Raw genomic sequence first — 16,030 nt, forward strand, 5'->3', positions numbered from 1 at the left:
AGTGCCTAAGGGCCTGCATATGATGCTGTAACGATAAATATGAGAAGGGAGAGAGCTGCTTGAAGAACAAGAGCCGAAAAACCACCAGAAACAAAAAGCCGCTCTATCGTGTAATTGACCCGGATATGAATGAATTAAGTATGATACAGCGCTTGAAGCCACAGCCTGCGGAGAGGGAGACAGAAGCAAGACTTCATCAAGTTGCTTCTCCGCCTCCCCCAATAGCAGAGGAGCCGGAGCTACAGACAGTTGTCGAGCCTGAAGTCCATATCGAGTACGGGACTGAGGTTGAAGATGAGGTTGAAGATGAGGTTGAAGAAGAGCCTGAGGTTTTGATGGAGGAACCAAAAGAGCCTGAGCCACTGCCTGATCCGATTGACGTCGAGGAAATTTTGAATAATAAAAAAGCGCCGCATGTAAATAATGCTTTCATTTATACAGACGATTTGAGCGATCTGGCTGTAACTGGGGAGAAGATTGCTCCCGGCTCCATAGATTCCAGTAAGCTGAAGCCAGAGAGCATCCAAACGGAATACCTGGCAGATTATGCCGTTCATACGATTAAAATAGCCGACGGTGCAGTGACTTCTTCCAAGATTGCCCCGAATTCCATTACGGTGGAGCATCTGTCGGACGCATCGGTGGCAGGCAGCAAATTGCAGGATCGTTCCATTGGTGGTGAAAAACTTCGTGATGGCAGCATCACTCCAGAAAAGCTGGCTGATAAGATTATCAGCGGCGATCATATTGCGAATGGCTCCATTGAGAGCCGTCACTTCAAGCAATGGATTGTATCTCCAGACATGCTTCAAGATCAGGCGGTCACCTCCGATAAAATTCGCAGCGGTACGATTCAATCTAACAATTTGGCTAATGAGGCCGTCGACAGCTCCAAGCTTGGAGACCAGTCTGTCACCACTTCTAAACTGCGGGATGGGGCTGTGGATGGTTCTAAAATACAGGCTGGCAGCATTGAGAGCGCACACCTGACCGAGCATGCCGTTAATTCCCGGCATCTGGCCCCTGGTTCGATTAACCGCAAGCAGCTATCCAACGGAATTGTGGGCAAGGAACAATTGGAGGAAGGTGTTGTCAGCGGGCGTCATCTGGAGCATGAGGCGGTCACCAGTGCGCATATTCAGGCCGGAGCGATTGAAAGAAAGCATCTGAGTCCTGGCTCTATCGGGGAAGAGCAGCTTGGAACAGGCCAAGTGACAGCCCGCCATCTGGCGGATCGGAGCATTCAGTCCAATAAACTGGCGGATCAGTCTGTAGGCTCGTTGCAAATTGTCGATCAATCCGTCACTTCATCCAAAATATCGGATCAGAGTATTTTACCACACAAAATTGCCGATGAGGCGGTACTTACCAGACATATTGCTACAGCAGCCATACAAAGCCCTCAGATTTCCCCAGAGGCGGTCTCTTCCTTACATCTCCAGTCCGAAGTCATTCGGAAGGATCATATTGCATCGGATGCGGTTACGGAGCGGCATTTGCAATCCGGGGCTGTGACGAGCGAGAAATTAGGGAAGGGCGCAGTTCTGGATCACCATGTGGCGAATCAGGCTGTCAAGGAAAATCACATTGCTTCGAACGCTATTAAGTCTGACAAAATCGCTGACGAAGCGGTTACGGAAACCAAAATTGCCGCAGGAGCGGTAACTGGAAATAAAATTGCGCCTCAAGAAATTGCAGAGGTACACATTGCACCCAGGGCTATTCGCGAAAACCATCTGGCGGATAACAGTGTGGGTGGAAAGGCATTGCAGTCTCAATCCGTCAGCTCGGCACATTTGGCCTCCAGCTCTGTGCTGAGCGAACATATCGGGAACGGCAGCGTAGGAACCTCGGCCTTGCAAGGGCAGTCTGTTACCGCAGACATATTGGGTGAAGGCGCAGTTCAAACAGGGCATCTGGCGAGTGGAGCGGTATACTCCCATCATTTGCAGGATCATGCCGTCACTTCGCTGAAACTGTCGCCGGAGAGTGTGGCTACGGATAAAATTAACGATTTGGCAATTACAGCGCCTAAATTGGCAGAGGGAAGCGTAACTTCCTCCAAGCTGTCCGCACGCTCCGTGCAGCCATGGCACATTACAGATAAAGCAGTACAGAGCAATCATCTGGCTGTTGAAGCGGTGGAAGCGAATCATCTCGCTCCTGAATCCGTCACCTCCAACCATTTGCAATCTGCATCGGTCCTGACCAAGCATCTGGCCCCGGATAGCGTATCCGGTCATGTACTTCAGGCGGAAAGCGTCACCTCGGAGAAGTTGGCGGCTCGGGCCGTGCAAGCGCCCAACCTGGCGGAAAGCAGTGTCGGCCCTGCACATTTGGCTGCGCAAGCGGTACACACCCGGCATTTGGCAGCTGGATCGGTACAGGAAACTGCGCTGGGCCAGAACGCTGTAAAGTCTACACATCTTGCGCCCGAATCTATCCAATCGGAGCACTTGCAAAACGGAGTCATTCAAGGAGAGCACCTTGCATTGCAGGCTGTGGCTACCCCGGCCTTACAGGATGAAGCGGTCACCTCTGCCAAACTGTCAGAGGGAAGCGTAACTTCTACCAAGCTGTCTGCCCATGCGGTGCAGTCCGGTCATATTACGGACGAAGCTGTACAAAGCAACCATTTGGCTGTGGCGGCTGTGGATTCGGCACATCTGGCTGCCGGAGCGGTCACCTCGGTGCATCTCCAGGCTTCCTCGGTGCTCACGAGACATTTGGCCCCGGATAGTGTGTCTGGTCGTGCGCTTCAAGCGGAAAGCATTACCTCGGAAAAGCTGGCGGCGCGCTCGGTACAAGGAATGAACCTCGCGGAAGGTAGCGTCGGTCCTCCGCATCTGTCTGCGCAGGCAGTACACACCCGGCATCTGGCAGCCGGAGCGGTACAGGACAGAGCGCTGGCAGAAGGGGCAGTGAAGTCCGTGCACATCGCACCGGAGTCCATCCAGCCGCACCATTTGCAAATTGAAACCATTCAGGGCGTGCATATCGCATCACAGGCGATATCGACCGATGCCTTGCAGGATGAGTCGGTTACGTCCGACAAACTGGCGGATGAGAGCGTGACGGCCGCCAAGCTGTCCGCCCAATCGGTACAGCCGTGGCATATTACGGACGAAGCTGTACAAGGAAACCATCTGGCAGAAGAGGCTATCCAGTCTGGACATTTGGCCCCGGAAGCCATCACCTCTGCCCATTTGCAGGCTTCGGCGGTGCTCACGAGCCATCTGGCCCCGGATAGTGTATCCAGTCATGCGCTTCAAGCGGAAAGCATCACCTCGGAAAAGCTGGCAGCACGCTCGGTGCAAGGAATGAATCTCGCAGAAGGCAGCGTCGGTCCTTCACATCTGTCTGCACAGGCGGTACACACCCGGCATCTGGCAGCCGGAGCGGTACAGGACAGAGCGCTGGCAGAGGGGGCAGTGAAGTCCGTGCACATCGCACCGGAGTCCATCCAGCCGCACCATCTGCAAATTGAAACCATTCAGGGCGTGCATATCGCATCGCAGGCGATATCGACCGATGCCTTGCAGGATGAGTCGGTTACGTCCGACAAACTGGCGGATGAGAGCGTGACGGCCGCCAAGCTGTCCGCCCAATCGGTACAGTCGTGGCATATTACGGACGAAGCGGTGCAAGCCAATCATTTGGCAGAAGAGTCCATCCAGTCGAGTCATTTGGCCCCGGAAGCCGTCACCTCTGCCCATTTGCAGGCTTCAGCGGTGCTTACGAGCCATCTGGCCCCGGATAGTGTGTCCGGTCGTGCGCTTCAAGCGGAAAGCATCACCTCGGAAAAGCTGGCAGCACGCTCGGTGCAAGGAATGAATCTCGCGGAAGGCAGCGTCGGTCCTTCACATCTGTCTGCACAGGCGGTACACACCCGGCATCTGGCAGCCGGAGCGGTACAGGACAGAGCGCTGGCAGAGGGGGCAGTGAAGTCCGTGCACATCGCACCGGAGTCCATCCAGCCGCACCATCTGCAAATTGAAACCATTCAGGGCGTGCATATCGCATCGCAGGCGATATCAACCCATGCCTTACAGGATGAGTCGGTTACGTCCGATAAACTGGCGGATGAGAGCGTGACGGCCGCCAAGCTGTCCGCCCTCTCGGTACAGCCGTGGCACATTACGGACGAAGCTGTGCAAGGAAATCATTTGGCAGAAGAGTCCATCCAGTCGAGTCATCTGGCCCCGGAAGCCGTTACCTCTGCCCATTTGCAGGCTTCAGCGGTGCTTACGAGCCATCTGGCCCCGGATAGCGTATCTAGTCGTGCGCTTCAAGCGGAAAGCATCACCTCGGAAAAGCTGGCAGCACACTCGGTGCAAGGAATGAACCTCGCGGAAGGCAGCGTCGGTCCTCTGCATCTGTCTGCGCAAGCCGTACACCCCCAGCATCTGGCAGCCGGGGCGGTACAGGATAGAGCGCTGGCAGAGGGAGCTGTGAAGTCCGTGCATATCGCACCGGAGTCCATCCAGCCGCACCATTTGCAAATTGAAACGATTCAGGGCGTGCATATCGCATCACAGGCGATATCAACCCATGCCTTACAGGATGAGTCGGTTACGTCCGATAAACTGGCGGATGAGAGCGTGACGGCCGCCAAGCTGTCCGCCCTCTCGGTACAGCCGTGGCATATTACGGACGAAGCGGTGCAAGCCAATCATTTGGCAGAAGAGTCCATCCAATCGAGCCATTTAGCCCCGGAAGCCGTCACCTCTGCCCATTTGCAGGCTTCAGCGGTGATGACCAGACATATTGCGCCGGGTAGTGTATCGGTTCACGCGCTTCAGGCGGGGAGCGTGAACGCTGAGAAGCTTGCGCTTCGGGCGGTGCGTGCTTCGAACCTGGCAGAAGCCAGCGTAAGCTCCGTACATCTGACGGAACAAGCGGTACACCCCCTACATCTGGCCGATGGGTCGGTACAGGAAGCGGCGCTGGCAGAAGGTGCGGTGCAATCAAGGCATATCGCGCTGGATTCCGTCCAGTCGGAGCATCTGCAAGCAGGTGCCATCCAGCAGCAGCATATAGGCTGGCAGGTGGTGTCGGAAGATGCATTGCAGGAAGAAGCGGTTACGTCCGGCAAGCTCGCGGATGGAGCCGTACAGTCCCGGCATGTGGCTGAAGAGGCGGTTGAAGGCCGTCACATCGGAGCGGAAGTGATTGACACGCATCACCTGAAGCCGGGCGTGGTGACGATGGCTCAGTTGTCTACAGATATTCATCTGTCGGGACTTTTGCCGGAGGAAGGCGTCAGTGGTGACAGACTTCAGGCGGAGAGTGTATCCCGCCGTCATCTGCAAGTTCAGGCTGTCGACAGTGAGGTACTGAGCCCCGAAGCCGTGGGACCAGAGCATTTACAAGCCGCTGCAATACAAAGCCATCACTTGGCAGAGCGAAGCATCGAAGGGCATCATCTGGCGGAAGGCTCCGTAGGCTCACGTGAGCTGGAGCTGAACGCAGTGAAGCCGGAGCATTTGAGCATCACCCCGGTTCGTACCTGTGCCAATCAGTCCGCATTGCAGCAGTTCGGCAGAGCGCCGTTTCTTTTGAAGGGTAGCGAAGGAGAGACGGAAGTGACCATTATATTCGCAGAGCCTTTTATGAACCCGGACTATACGCTGGTAGCGATGACGAACCATCCTCTCTTTCATGCGACACTGAAATCGCAAACACCGGATGGGGCAGTAATCGTAGTAACCAAGTGGAATGAAACCGCGCATAACTACGGTATTGTTTCCTGGATTGCCATCGGTTAGTGAATATAATTGGGTAAAACTCATAGCGTGCAGACTCACGTACTTTCTGAATACGGGGCTGCACGCTTTTTCATATACTTTTCACACATCTGTTCCACAATTATCCCGAATTCTCCTGATAAGCTAAAGATACTTTAAAGGAGAGGTGATACAATCATGAAAAAATGGACTAAAAATGCAGCAGCCGTATTGACCGTAGTAAGCGTATTGGGAGGAGCAAGCAGCGCATTCGCCGCTACAGCAACTCCAGCCACAACTGCACCAGCAACGAAAGCTCCGGCGGTTACAACCCCGGCTACTAAAGCACCTGCAGTAAAAGCACCTGCGACAAAAACACCAGTGGTGAAAGCACCCGTTAAAAAAGCTGCAACAGCTCATAAATCAACAACAAAAGCGAAAAAAGCTCCAGTCAAAAAAGCGGTTGCTAAAAAAGTAGCCCACAAAGCAAAAGCAGTAAAAGCGAAGCACCGTACCGTTAAACATCATGTGAAAAAACATCATGCCGTAAAAACAAAAGCAACAGCTCACAAAACTCGTGCACACCATGTTGTAGCTAAAAAAGTGGCTCCTAAAGCTCCTGTTAAAAAAGTGACTCATGCAAAAACAGTGGTAAAAACAGCTCCAAAAGCAGCAGCTAAAACAGTAACAACCAAGAAATAAGGTTGGAGCGCAGTTCGCTTCCAGCTCGCCTGGCATATACAGCAGCGATTCATGATAAGAAAAGACGGGACCGGGAACGGTATACCCGTCTTTTGTCTATTTTGCTAGGCTTCTGTTAAGCTTATAGAGAGGATGAAATCATCCAGAACAACGGCAAGGGGTTAAGGCCATGACGAAAATAGTAGTAGTAGATGACGACGTGTTCATTTTGCAATTAATATCTGAATATTTAAAAAAGGAATCCTACGAGGTGACTTCCTTTTCCAGTGGAAAAACACTGGTAGAGCATATCCGTTCCGACCGTCCGGATTGCCTTGTTCTCGATATCATGATGCCCGGAGTTGACGGGCTTTCCCTGCTGACTCAGCTGCGCGAATTTACGGAAATGCCGATCATTATGATCTCCGCTCGCGGGGAAGAAAGTGACCGTATTCACGGGCTGGAGCTGGGATGCAGCGATTTTTTAACCAAACCGTTCAATCCTCGGGAGCTGGTTGGCAGAGTCAAAGCGATGCTGCGGCTGACCAAGGCCGGAACCTCTGCACCGGACGATAAGGAGGCGGTAGAGACAGACGGGGATGTATGTCGTGCGGGCAATCTGTGTATTTTCGCTGAATTCCGTAAGGTTACGGTGGACGGTCAAGAGGTGAATCTGACCTCACGTGAATTTGATCTGCTGCTGTTTCTTTCAAATCATCTGGAAAGACCTTTTGGCAGAGAGCATCTGATTCAGCAGGTGTGGAGCTATGATTTTATCGGTGATGTAAGAGTTGTAGATGATCTGGTCAAACGTATTCGCAAAAAACTGGCGGAATATCACTCCACGCTTGTCATTAACACTGTATGGGGATTCGGGTATAAAGCAACGGTACAGGAGCTGTAGCCATGCGTACGATGAGAGCTAAAATATTGCTGTCCCTGTCCCTCGCGATGCTCATTACCGTCTGTATAACGCTGTTCCTGTTCATCAGGCTCATCGACGACATTCTCGTCAATCAGGCCAAATCCAAGCTTCATGATCAAGCACGTAAAGCGGTCCATATTATGAGCGACGGGGGCTTTGACCGACTGGACAGCGCTGAGTTTAACTATGTCATCAAAGGTGTGCTTTTGTCTGCCGATTACTTTATTTTAAGCACGGATAACCGCATCGTCGATTCCAGCGTCTCCGGAATGGAGGGCAAGAAGATAGAACAATTACTGTTGATCCGGCAGGGATTTTTTGCATCGGTTCATCCGTCTTCTCGCGATCTGGCCTCTACACACGAAGGGGTGGCCGTGCTCCAAGGTAAAAAGATACTGTTTACAAATGAAGAACTGCCCGGGCAGCCTTTTCGCATATTTGTATATTCTCCGTTATCTTCTTTAAGAGCGCTATATGTGCCGTTAATGAGAACCACGCTGCTATCTATTGTGGCGAGCTTTCTCGTCATTCTCGTCATTGGACTGATGGTCGTTTCACGCTTGGTGCGCCCACTCAAACGTCTGAAGGAGGCCGTAGGCAACTACGAGCCGAATCAACCACAGGATAGTGATTTTCCACAAGCGGATAAAAGTGAGATTGGCGAGCTGATCGGTACTTTTCATTCGATGTCCACCCGTATCCAGCAGCATCACCACGGTCAAATTGAATTTTTGCAAAATGTATCTCACGAGCTAAAGACACCGTTAATGTCCATTCAGGGCTACGTATACGCCATTCAGGATCAGGTGGTCTCCCAGGACGAAGGGTTGAGTATCATTAAAGTACAGTCACAGCGGTTGATTGACATGGTGGAAAAGCTGCTTCAGCTATCGAGGCTGGAGGCGCTGGATGAAGAATGGCCTGTCTCGCTCATTGATCTGAAAAGCATGGCAGAGGACGCCATTCATTTGCTGATGCCAGTGGCTGCTGAACGTTCTGTCTCGCTTCGAGTGGAAGGCGAGGGACTGCATGTGGCTGTTCCGGCTGAACAGTTATTCCGCATGATGCTGAATTTGTTGCAAAATGCGGTTCGACATACCTCTACCGAGGTTGTTATCCATTTGGAGGCGGGAACGACCCCGGAGGTCGTATGGGTAATCCATGTGGATGACGACGGAGAAGGATTGACTGAAGAAGAGGCGGCAGAGGTATTTGGACGATTCTATACCGGCTCGAACGGCGTCACAGGTCTAGGATTGGCTATTTGCCGTCAAATTGCCTCCCGGCTGAACGGGGAACTGATCTGCACGCGTTCACCCTTGGGTGGAGCGAGGTTCAGCTATATTCAACGCATGTTATAAATGAGTGCAAGAAATGGTTAAAAATGATCGTTTTTCTGGATAAACATCCCGTGAATGTAACACGATATGATAGGTTTTAGGTATTATTGCAGATATAGCTTGACTGGCGGGTACTAAACTGAGTAAAATTAATCGTATATACCTTGACTCTTGAACGTCGTTTTTTTAGATAGTGGTCAATAATAGTGGTTAATAATAAATGAAAGAGTGATGAGATGAACCGCCTTTTGGAAGTGAAGGACTTAACGATATCTTTCAAGACCCGCCAGGGACTAGTGCAGGCCATTCGTGGCGTAAACTTTCATGTCAATAAAGGAGAGACGCTGGCGATCGTGGGTGAATCCGGCTCAGGCAAAAGTGTAACCTCACAGGCTGTGATGAAGCTGATTCCGACCCCTCCCGGTATTTATCAGAAGGGTCAAATTATGTTTGACGGACAAGAGCTGATTCATAAAACGGAAAAGCAGATGCAGAAAATTCGTGGTAAGGAAATCGGCCTGATTTCTCAGGACCCGATGACCTCGCTTAACCCGACGATGAAAGTCGGCAAGCAGATCACGGAAGTGCTTTTCAAGCATGAAAAAATTTCCAAAGATGCTGCTTACAAACGTGGTATTGAGCTGCTTAATCTGGTAGGTATTCCGCATCCTGAGCAGCGTTTTAACCAATATCCGCATGAGTTCAGTGGCGGTATGCGTCAACGTGTCGTTATCGCGATGGCGCTGGCTGCCAATCCGAAGCTCCTGATTGCCGATGAGCCGACAACTGCGCTGGACGTAACGATTCAAGCTCAAATTTTGGAGCTGATGAAGGATCTTCAGAAGAAAATTGATACGTCCATCATCTTTATTACCCATGACCTCGGTGTAGTAGCGAAGATGGCAGATCGGGTTGCGGTTATGTATGCCGGACAAATTGTGGAAACAGGTACGGTTAACGAGATTTTCTATAACCCGAAACATCCATATACATGGGGGCTTCTCGCTTCTATGCCAAGTTTGGACAGCCACGGCCAGAAGCTGGCGGCTATTCCGGGTACACCTCCTGATTTGCTTCATCCGCCTGTAGGGGATGCTTTTGCAGCCCGCAGTGCTTATGCGATGAAGATCGATTTTGAAAAAGAGCCTCCGCTCTTTCAATTATCCGACACGCACTTTGTGAAATCATGGCTGCTGCATCCGGATGCACCTGCGGTTGAGCCACCGGCAGCGGTAAAGGCCAAGATTCGCAAGCTGGATAATGCATTTGAAAAGCCGGTTCTGGTGGAACAATACGGCGCGGTTAATGTGTGATATAAAATGATTAGAAAATGAAGAAGGGCTGTTCTCTCCGTGGAAGAATCTACGGTGGGAACAGCCTTTTTGGTGTGAAACCGCAGGTTGTGAAAGCCTGTGGTTGTTTGTGTTAGCGGGGCAGTTTTTTACAGCTTGCCAGAACCGGCTTGGGAAGTGACTTCTGCCTTCACGCTGGCGGATGGAGAAATCTTATCGTTCAGCGATGGTTTCCAGCCTACAGAAGAGCTAAGACCCGCGCTGGATCCTGCATTTACGGCTTGTCCATTCAGGAGAGTGCCTGTGTCGGACAGGGCGGTGCCTCCAAAAACAGTTACGATTTTAGCTGCGGACAAACCTGCAACGTCGATGACATTGTTTTCGGCGAAGATTTTGGAGGATTTACCTGCGCCCCATATATACAGCGAAGGATATTCGGAGCGTTTTACATCACCTGTATAGTAATTGTTGTACAGATGTACTTGTCCATACCGCACGCGTGGTGTGCGTTGTACTGTGTTTTCATAATAATTGTGATGCAGGGTCACACGTAAAGCCCCTTCATCTGCTGTTTTGCTGTCGCTGTTGCCAATAATCGACGTTTTATCATGATCGTAAAAGTGATTGTAAGAAGCAGTAACCAGATCACCTTGGTTAATCACATCGAGAAGTCCATCATGATGCTGATATTCTTGACCGTAAAAGGTGCCGTTTCCGCTATCGGGGTGAGACCCATCATTGAAGGTATTGTGGTCTACCCATACATGTGTGGCGCCATTAATTGTAATGGTGTCATATTCCGAATTCCAGTTGCCTGTACTACCGTCAGTTGGGTCCCACTGAGGGAAATAATCGTAGGCATCCTGGAATTCAATATTACGGATAATGACGTTGTCTGTCCCTTTTTTCAGTTGGAAGTTTGCGCCGTTAATGACGGCATCGCTACCCAGACCAACAATCGTTGTATTGGACGGAATATCAATGACGACACGACTGGCCTGATTTTTTTGTGAGGCCTCACGTGCCTTTTCCAATGTGCCAGACGGAAGCTTTTTACCCCAATTAGATGGATCATATGCTTTGAGGTATGCGTCAAAATCATATTTAGGGTCCTTGTAATCGTTTAATCCTAACGACTTGTTATTGTCATCGACATTGGCATTGATCGTACCTTTGATATAAATGATTTTAGGAGTTGTATTACTGCTTTTACCTAAGGCATCCACAAGTTGTTTGCGATTTGTTACAGTGAAAATATTGGAAGCTGTGGCTGCAGATCCGCCTGTCGTGCCTGTAGAAAAGGCTGCCCATCCGTTCTTGCTGCCGAGCACCTCCTTACCAATATCGCCTGCCGCATGAGCGGGAGTGCCAACAGGAGCAAGGGTAGTGAACAGCAGAGCTGCTGCAATGCCGAGTGAAAATCTCTTTTTCATAAAGTTACCTCCGTATATGGGGTTAGTGGAGTAGACGAACGAAGGGAGTCCCGGGTGCTCCTATGGTTTCTACTTTTCTATCATACTTCGTGTTCCAGTATTTGTTAATATAATAAAAGTTACATACTAAAATATTTGTCGAAAATTTTACATAACACAATGCCCCCCTACTTTTTTCCATTCATAGCGAAGTTATACTAATGAAAACGTTAACAATCACATGAAATGGGAATTGTATATATGAATATATGGAATTGTTTTTGTATTTTTTACTCGAAAAATCATTATTTTCCGTATTCGGAATCCTCGCTTTCCGTGGAAAAATACTGGGAAGCCAACAAACTTCATGCTATAATCCAGATTGGTAAAGATTACAAATTTCATATGATTACCACAACACTAGCAATAGGTCTTAAACTAAACAAATGGAGGTGAGTATGGATTAGTTGAGAATGTTAACGATTTCAATCCAAGAGAAGGAATATCAAATGTTAAGAAACCGCTCATTTTATCGCAGATTTTGGCTGGCTGCGTTGGCAGTCCTGTTGCTCGTGCCTGCTATGACCGCCTCGGCAGCTTCCTCATCCACCCCATCGGACAAAATTCATTTTGCCAATAACAAGTACTATGTAATTAATAATGTGTGGGGGCAAGGACAGGTTCAAGGCTGGACACAAAGCATTTTCCATAACAGTGACAGCAATTTGGGCTGGAGCTGGAATTGGCCGAGTAATACCTCATCCGTCAAAGGTTATCCTTCCGTCGTCAGTGGATGGCATTGGACAGCGGATTATACACCAGGTAGCGGGTTACCCGTACGTCTGTGGGATAATAAAAACATGAACACCAGTGTGAACTATTCCATTAAGGCTAACGGGACCTACAACGCTGCTTATGATGTGTGGTTCCACGAAACGGACAAAGCGAGCTGGGACTCAACTCCGACCGATGAATTGATGATTTGGCTGAATAATACGAATGCCGGTCCGGCTGGAACTTATGTGGAAACCGTCTCCCTTGCGGGAAGCAACTGGGATGTGTACAAAGGCTGGATTGATGCAGGCAGTGGTAAGGGCTGGAACGTGTTTTCCTTTGTGAGAAAGTCCAATACGAATAGCGCGTCGTTCAATATCAAAAATTTTACCGACTATATGATCTATACGAAAAAATGGATGAGTAACGCGAAATTCGTCAGCAGCGTGGAATTCGGTACTGAAATTTTCGGCGGTAGCGGCTCTATCAATATCAACAAATGGAATGTTAACGTACAATAAATATCAAAATTACAGCCCCTCTCAAGCAGGCAAGCAAAAAAAGACATCTGGTATGATGAGCCTTTTGCTGTTGATGGAGAGGGGCTTTTTTGCACGTCGAGATATGGGGACAGACGAGTATGATCCTATCAGAGACATCTGTACTTTTCAGAAAACAATGGGTACAATTCTTGTAATATAGCTGAGGAGGAATGGGCAGCATGGCAGAGCACTTAGCAGATATCTTGAAGTTATTGAAGCAAAAAGAGTGGGTGGATTTGTCCCACGCCTTTTATCCTGAAATTCCTCATTTTCCGGTATTCGATAATGTTCAGGTTGACACGCTGTTTACTCATGACGATGGTTTTTTTGTGAAGCAATACTGTTTTCCGGGTCAGTATGGCACTCATATTGACGCGCCAGTTCATTTTGTGAAGGGCAAACGTTATTTACATGAGCTTTCCTTGAAGGAACTGGTTCTGCCACTGGTTGTTATCGATCGTTCGGCCGCTGTTGCAGCCAATCCCGACTATGAGCTTACAGTTGCGGATATTGTAGAATTTGAGAAGGAGCATGGACGAATTGTCGATCAAGCTTTTGTAGCCTTTCGCAGTGATTGGAGCAAGCGTTGGCCTGATTCGGAAGCTTTTTCGAACAAGGATGCAGCCGGAGACGCACACTGCCCGGGCTGGTCGCTGGAGGCGCTGCGTTTTTTGGTGGAAGAACGGAATGTGGCTGCCATCGGACATGAAACGCTGGATACCGATTCCTCCGTGGCTTATCGCAAAGCAGGCAAGCTGGTAGGGGAATATTACATATTGGAACAGGATCGTTATCAGGTTGAGGTGCTGACGAATTTAGACAAACTGCCACCGACGAGTGCTGTCATTTATAATATCGTACCGAGCATTCAGGATTCCCCCGGATTTCCGGTGCGTTCTTTTGCTATTTTGCCTTAATCATTTGATACCGGGTTGTTTGAATACGATTATGCAATCATCTTGAGCATAAAAGACCGGTTCAGATATATCTGAACCGGTCTTTTATGGTTTATTCGGGGTAGTGAACAGTATGCTTGATTGCTCAGTCCAGCTTGAATCTAAATAGTGGAATAGCTTAAGTGATAATAGTGACGGTAGGAGCAGAGATGGTAGGCTGAGTTGTAATGGTGGAGGCAGTGCCACTAAAATCTGATATTTCTATGACAACTGGGACACCTGGTGTAATATCTACGGAGTTAATGACCAGACTTGCTGTGCTTAGGGTGAATAAGGAGCTCTGCTGAATAACTCCGTTAATATAATAATTAGAAGAATCCGTAGCTGTTAATGTTGGCAAAGCAACTACTGGAGCATCAGCGTCATCTACAAAGCTTGCAGCAGGAACGGTTGTTGTTGTAGCTCCGATCATCCCGGCTGTAATCGTTGCAAAAAAACGAGTCACGGCTGGGGTAATGGTCGTAGTTATGGCACCGCCAGAGGCTACGGGGGCAGTAGCTACTGCTGTATACACAGGTTTTATAATTGGCATGGGGCTCATCTCCTTTCTTGGATGGTTTGAACCATGCAATGGCTCATAATCAATAAATGAGTGTGATCCAGATTCGGAAACGGCATATTAACCTTTATGTTAACAATTAGGGTGGATGAAGGAAGCCTCATTATACTGCAAATTTAGATGGAAGCGGTTCACTAATAACGGACTATTGCAAATGCCCAAAACCCCACAGGGTAATGTGCATACAATATCATAGAGATGAGAAAAGGAGGTGTAAACGGCTGGTATGGGCAAACGCGCTTCATCACGAAGAAGGCATGGAAAGCGAACCGTACTTTACAGATTCATCAGACGTAAAAAATGTACAGCAAGTTTTAAATTCAGACGCCGAAGAAAGACGAGGTTACATTTCAAAAAACATCCGAAGCTGACTATACATCGGCAGCATAGTAGCGTTCCTGCCAAACGGCGCAGAAGATTGAACCTGACGGGAAAGCAAGGTATGCCGGGTTCGGTAGGGCAGCAGGGTAAGTCCGGCCCGGCAGGAGGGCAAGGCGTAACCGGCTCGCCGGGTGTGCAAGGTCCACCAGGACTGACAGGTGCACAAGGCATTCCGGGTTTGGCAGGAGCGCAGGGTGTACCCGGAGCAGCGGGAGCACCTGGAACTCCGGGCCCGGTAGGTGCAGGGATATCAGGAGGGACAGGTGCAACGGGCATACAGGGCCCGACAGGAACACAGGGAATATCCGGCTCAACGGGAGCGCAGGGTGTAACAGGTCCTTCCGGCCCGGCATTCGACATTGCAGATATTGAAATTGTTCCTACCGCTGAACGGTATTTTTATTTTGCCCCCGATGATATTCAATCTTCGGTCACGATCAGGGTGGATCAATTCTCTGTTGATGGAGCCCAAGAGGCTTCTCCGCTATTTAATGTCGGAAGTAACAGCTATGCCAATTTGTATATTAACGGGATGATACAAGAAAGCACTCTGTATAGCCTGACGCCTTCTTCGGTGACGATTCATCTCGACGAAGGAGAAACGATTTACTCCGGTACACCTATCATTGTGGAAATCGTTCAATTCAGGGCGCGATACAGTGCGTAATACAGCACGCTATACGATGTACAGTTATTCAAAACCAGAACTGGTTATATGGCTTAGGACCTTCCATGCGGACACCGAGTTGTTCGGCTGCCTGTCTGGGCCAGAATGGATTACGCAGTAGTTCCCGTCCTACCGCCACCAGATCAGCCCGACCGTTACGCAAAATTTCCTCTGCCTGAATCCCGTGAGTGATCAGTCCTACGGCAGCAGTCGGAATATCAGCAGCCTGACGAATGGCCTCCGAGTACGGCACTTGATAGCCCGGATACACGCTCGGCACGTCCGGCAATACACCGCAGGTGCTGACATCGATCAAATTACAGCTGTTTCCTGAGGCAATGAGCCTTTGCGCCCGACGTGCCAGAGCTGGAGGCCAGCTTTGGAGCCTTGATCATGGATGGCTTGTACGACTTTTTGCAGCGAGGTAATGTGCTCGTCGCTCCATAAGCCGAGGCTACCCGAATCTTTCCCCTGCGGGGTAACCGCATGTACCTCAAGCATGACCAGTCCCACCTGTCCAAGCGCCCGAGCGCCGTAATGTAGCGTATGCCAATCGGTTGCTTTTCCATCTTCTTTGGCTGAAACTGTACCCATGGGTGACATCATAATCCGTTTTTTATTTGGTTACATATCAATTTTAAATTAATAAAATGAGATGATACACATAAAATTTAATGTTTTAACCATTTTAACTTATAAAATAATGTTATTTTTTTATATTAACAATGAATTTTAAGGTTGTGATGTGGAGACAGGAAGAGCTGCATAAATATTA

10 protein-coding genes and 1 pseudogene are annotated in these 16,030 nt (G+C 49.4%); 8 read left to right on the forward strand and 3 right to left on the reverse strand.

Annotation, left to right across the window (positions count from 1 at the left end; all coding sequences use genetic code 11):
- Window positions 1-59: 59 nt before the first annotated feature.
- The 5 genes from ACQ4MX_RS22910 (at window position 60) to ACQ4MX_RS22930 (ending at window position 9,985) form a co-directional block, all read left to right on the forward strand.
- Window positions 60-5,768: a WIAG-tail domain gene (locus ACQ4MX_RS22910; RefSeq protein ID WP_431087499.1), complete on the forward strand. Its 5,709-nt coding sequence runs from the start codon at window positions 60-62 to the stop codon at window positions 5,766-5,768.
- 156 nt (window positions 5,769-5,924) lie between these two features.
- Window positions 5,925-6,428 (forward strand): hypothetical protein, encoded by a 504-nt coding sequence (locus tag ACQ4MX_RS22915; protein WP_431087501.1) that lies wholly within the window; start codon window positions 5,925-5,927, stop codon window positions 6,426-6,428.
- A gap of 169 nt (window positions 6,429-6,597) precedes the next feature.
- A complete protein-coding gene (locus tag ACQ4MX_RS22920; protein WP_025683506.1) occupies window positions 6,598-7,311 on the forward strand; it encodes a response regulator transcription factor in 714 nt (237 codons plus the stop codon).
- A 2-nt stretch (window positions 7,312-7,313) separates the two neighbouring features.
- A complete protein-coding gene (locus ACQ4MX_RS22925) occupies window positions 7,314-8,693 on the forward strand; it encodes a sensor histidine kinase (RefSeq protein WP_431087502.1) in 1,380 nt (459 codons plus the stop codon).
- A gap of 215 nt (window positions 8,694-8,908) precedes the next feature.
- Window positions 8,909-9,985, forward strand: a complete 1,077-nt coding sequence (locus ACQ4MX_RS22930; protein WP_431087504.1) for an ABC transporter ATP-binding protein — start codon at window positions 8,909-8,911, stop codon at window positions 9,983-9,985.
- A gap of 128 nt (window positions 9,986-10,113) precedes the next feature.
- Here the strand turns inward: ACQ4MX_RS22930 and ACQ4MX_RS22935 are convergent, their stop codons facing one another.
- Window positions 10,114-11,397, reverse strand: coding sequence for a pectate lyase family protein (locus tag ACQ4MX_RS22935; RefSeq protein WP_431087505.1), 1,284 nt, complete (start codon window positions 11,395-11,397; stop codon window positions 10,114-10,116).
- 488 nt (window positions 11,398-11,885) lie between these two features.
- On the opposite strand from ACQ4MX_RS22935, the gene ACQ4MX_RS22940 reads away from it, so the two are divergent.
- Window positions 11,886-12,671, forward strand: a complete 786-nt coding sequence (locus tag ACQ4MX_RS22940; RefSeq protein ID WP_431087507.1) for a GH12 family glycosyl hydrolase domain-containing protein — start codon at window positions 11,886-11,888, stop codon at window positions 12,669-12,671.
- 200 nt (window positions 12,672-12,871) lie between these two features.
- Window positions 12,872-13,609 carry a cyclase family protein gene (locus ACQ4MX_RS22945; protein ID WP_431087508.1) on the forward strand — a complete coding sequence of 246 codons (738 nt, stop codon included), beginning with the start codon at window positions 12,872-12,874 and terminating at the stop codon, window positions 13,607-13,609.
- A 157-nt stretch (window positions 13,610-13,766) separates the two neighbouring features.
- On the opposite strand, the gene ACQ4MX_RS22950 is transcribed toward ACQ4MX_RS22945, so the two are convergent.
- Complete coding sequence (locus ACQ4MX_RS22950) at window positions 13,767-14,180, reverse strand: DUF4183 domain-containing protein (protein WP_431087510.1); 414 nt, start codon at window positions 14,178-14,180, stop codon at window positions 13,767-13,769.
- A 469-nt stretch (window positions 14,181-14,649) separates the two neighbouring features.
- Here ACQ4MX_RS22950 and ACQ4MX_RS22955 point away from each other — a divergent pair, with 469 nt between their 5' ends.
- On the forward strand, window positions 14,650-15,255 hold the full coding sequence (locus ACQ4MX_RS22955; RefSeq protein ID WP_431087511.1) for a DUF4183 domain-containing protein: 606 nt from the start codon (window positions 14,650-14,652) through the stop codon (window positions 15,253-15,255).
- Window positions 15,256-15,283: 28 nt separating this feature from the next.
- Here the strand turns inward: ACQ4MX_RS22955 and ACQ4MX_RS22960 are convergent.
- Window positions 15,284-15,849 (reverse strand): annotated as a pseudogene (locus tag ACQ4MX_RS22960) (hypothetical protein).
- Window positions 15,850-16,030: the final 181 nt, after the last annotated feature.

This window comes from Paenibacillus sp. 8b26 (assembly GCF_050626875.1).
Taxonomy (GTDB): domain Bacteria; phylum Bacillota; class Bacilli; order Paenibacillales; family Paenibacillaceae; genus Paenibacillus.

What these genes read in the sequence shown, in the direction of transcription:
- ACQ4MX_RS22945 (WP_431087508.1), top strand. Translation starts at nt 12,872, where the DNA reads ATGGCAGAGCACTTAGCAGATATCTTGAAGTTATTGAAGCAAAAAGAG.
- ACQ4MX_RS22915 (WP_431087501.1), top strand. Translation starts at nt 5,925, where the DNA reads ATGAAAAAATGGACTAAAAATGCAGCAGCCGTATTGACCGTAGTAAGC.
- ACQ4MX_RS22940 (WP_431087507.1), top strand. Translation starts at nt 11,886, where the DNA reads ATGTTAAGAAACCGCTCATTTTATCGCAGATTTTGGCTGGCTGCGTTG.
- ACQ4MX_RS22925 (WP_431087502.1), top strand. Translation starts at nt 7,314, where the DNA reads ATGCGTACGATGAGAGCTAAAATATTGCTGTCCCTGTCCCTCGCGATG.
- ACQ4MX_RS22930 (WP_431087504.1), top strand. Translation starts at nt 8,909, where the DNA reads ATGAACCGCCTTTTGGAAGTGAAGGACTTAACGATATCTTTCAAGACC.
- ACQ4MX_RS22935 (WP_431087505.1), bottom strand. Translation starts at nt 11,397, where the DNA reads ATGAAAAAGAGATTTTCACTCGGCATTGCAGCAGCTCTGCTGTTCACT.
- ACQ4MX_RS22955 (WP_431087511.1), top strand. Translation starts at nt 14,650, where the DNA reads ATGCCGGGTTCGGTAGGGCAGCAGGGTAAGTCCGGCCCGGCAGGAGGG.
- ACQ4MX_RS22920 (WP_025683506.1), top strand. Translation starts at nt 6,598, where the DNA reads ATGACGAAAATAGTAGTAGTAGATGACGACGTGTTCATTTTGCAATTA.
- ACQ4MX_RS22950 (WP_431087510.1), bottom strand. Translation starts at nt 14,180, where the DNA reads ATGCCAATTATAAAACCTGTGTATACAGCAGTAGCTACTGCCCCCGTA.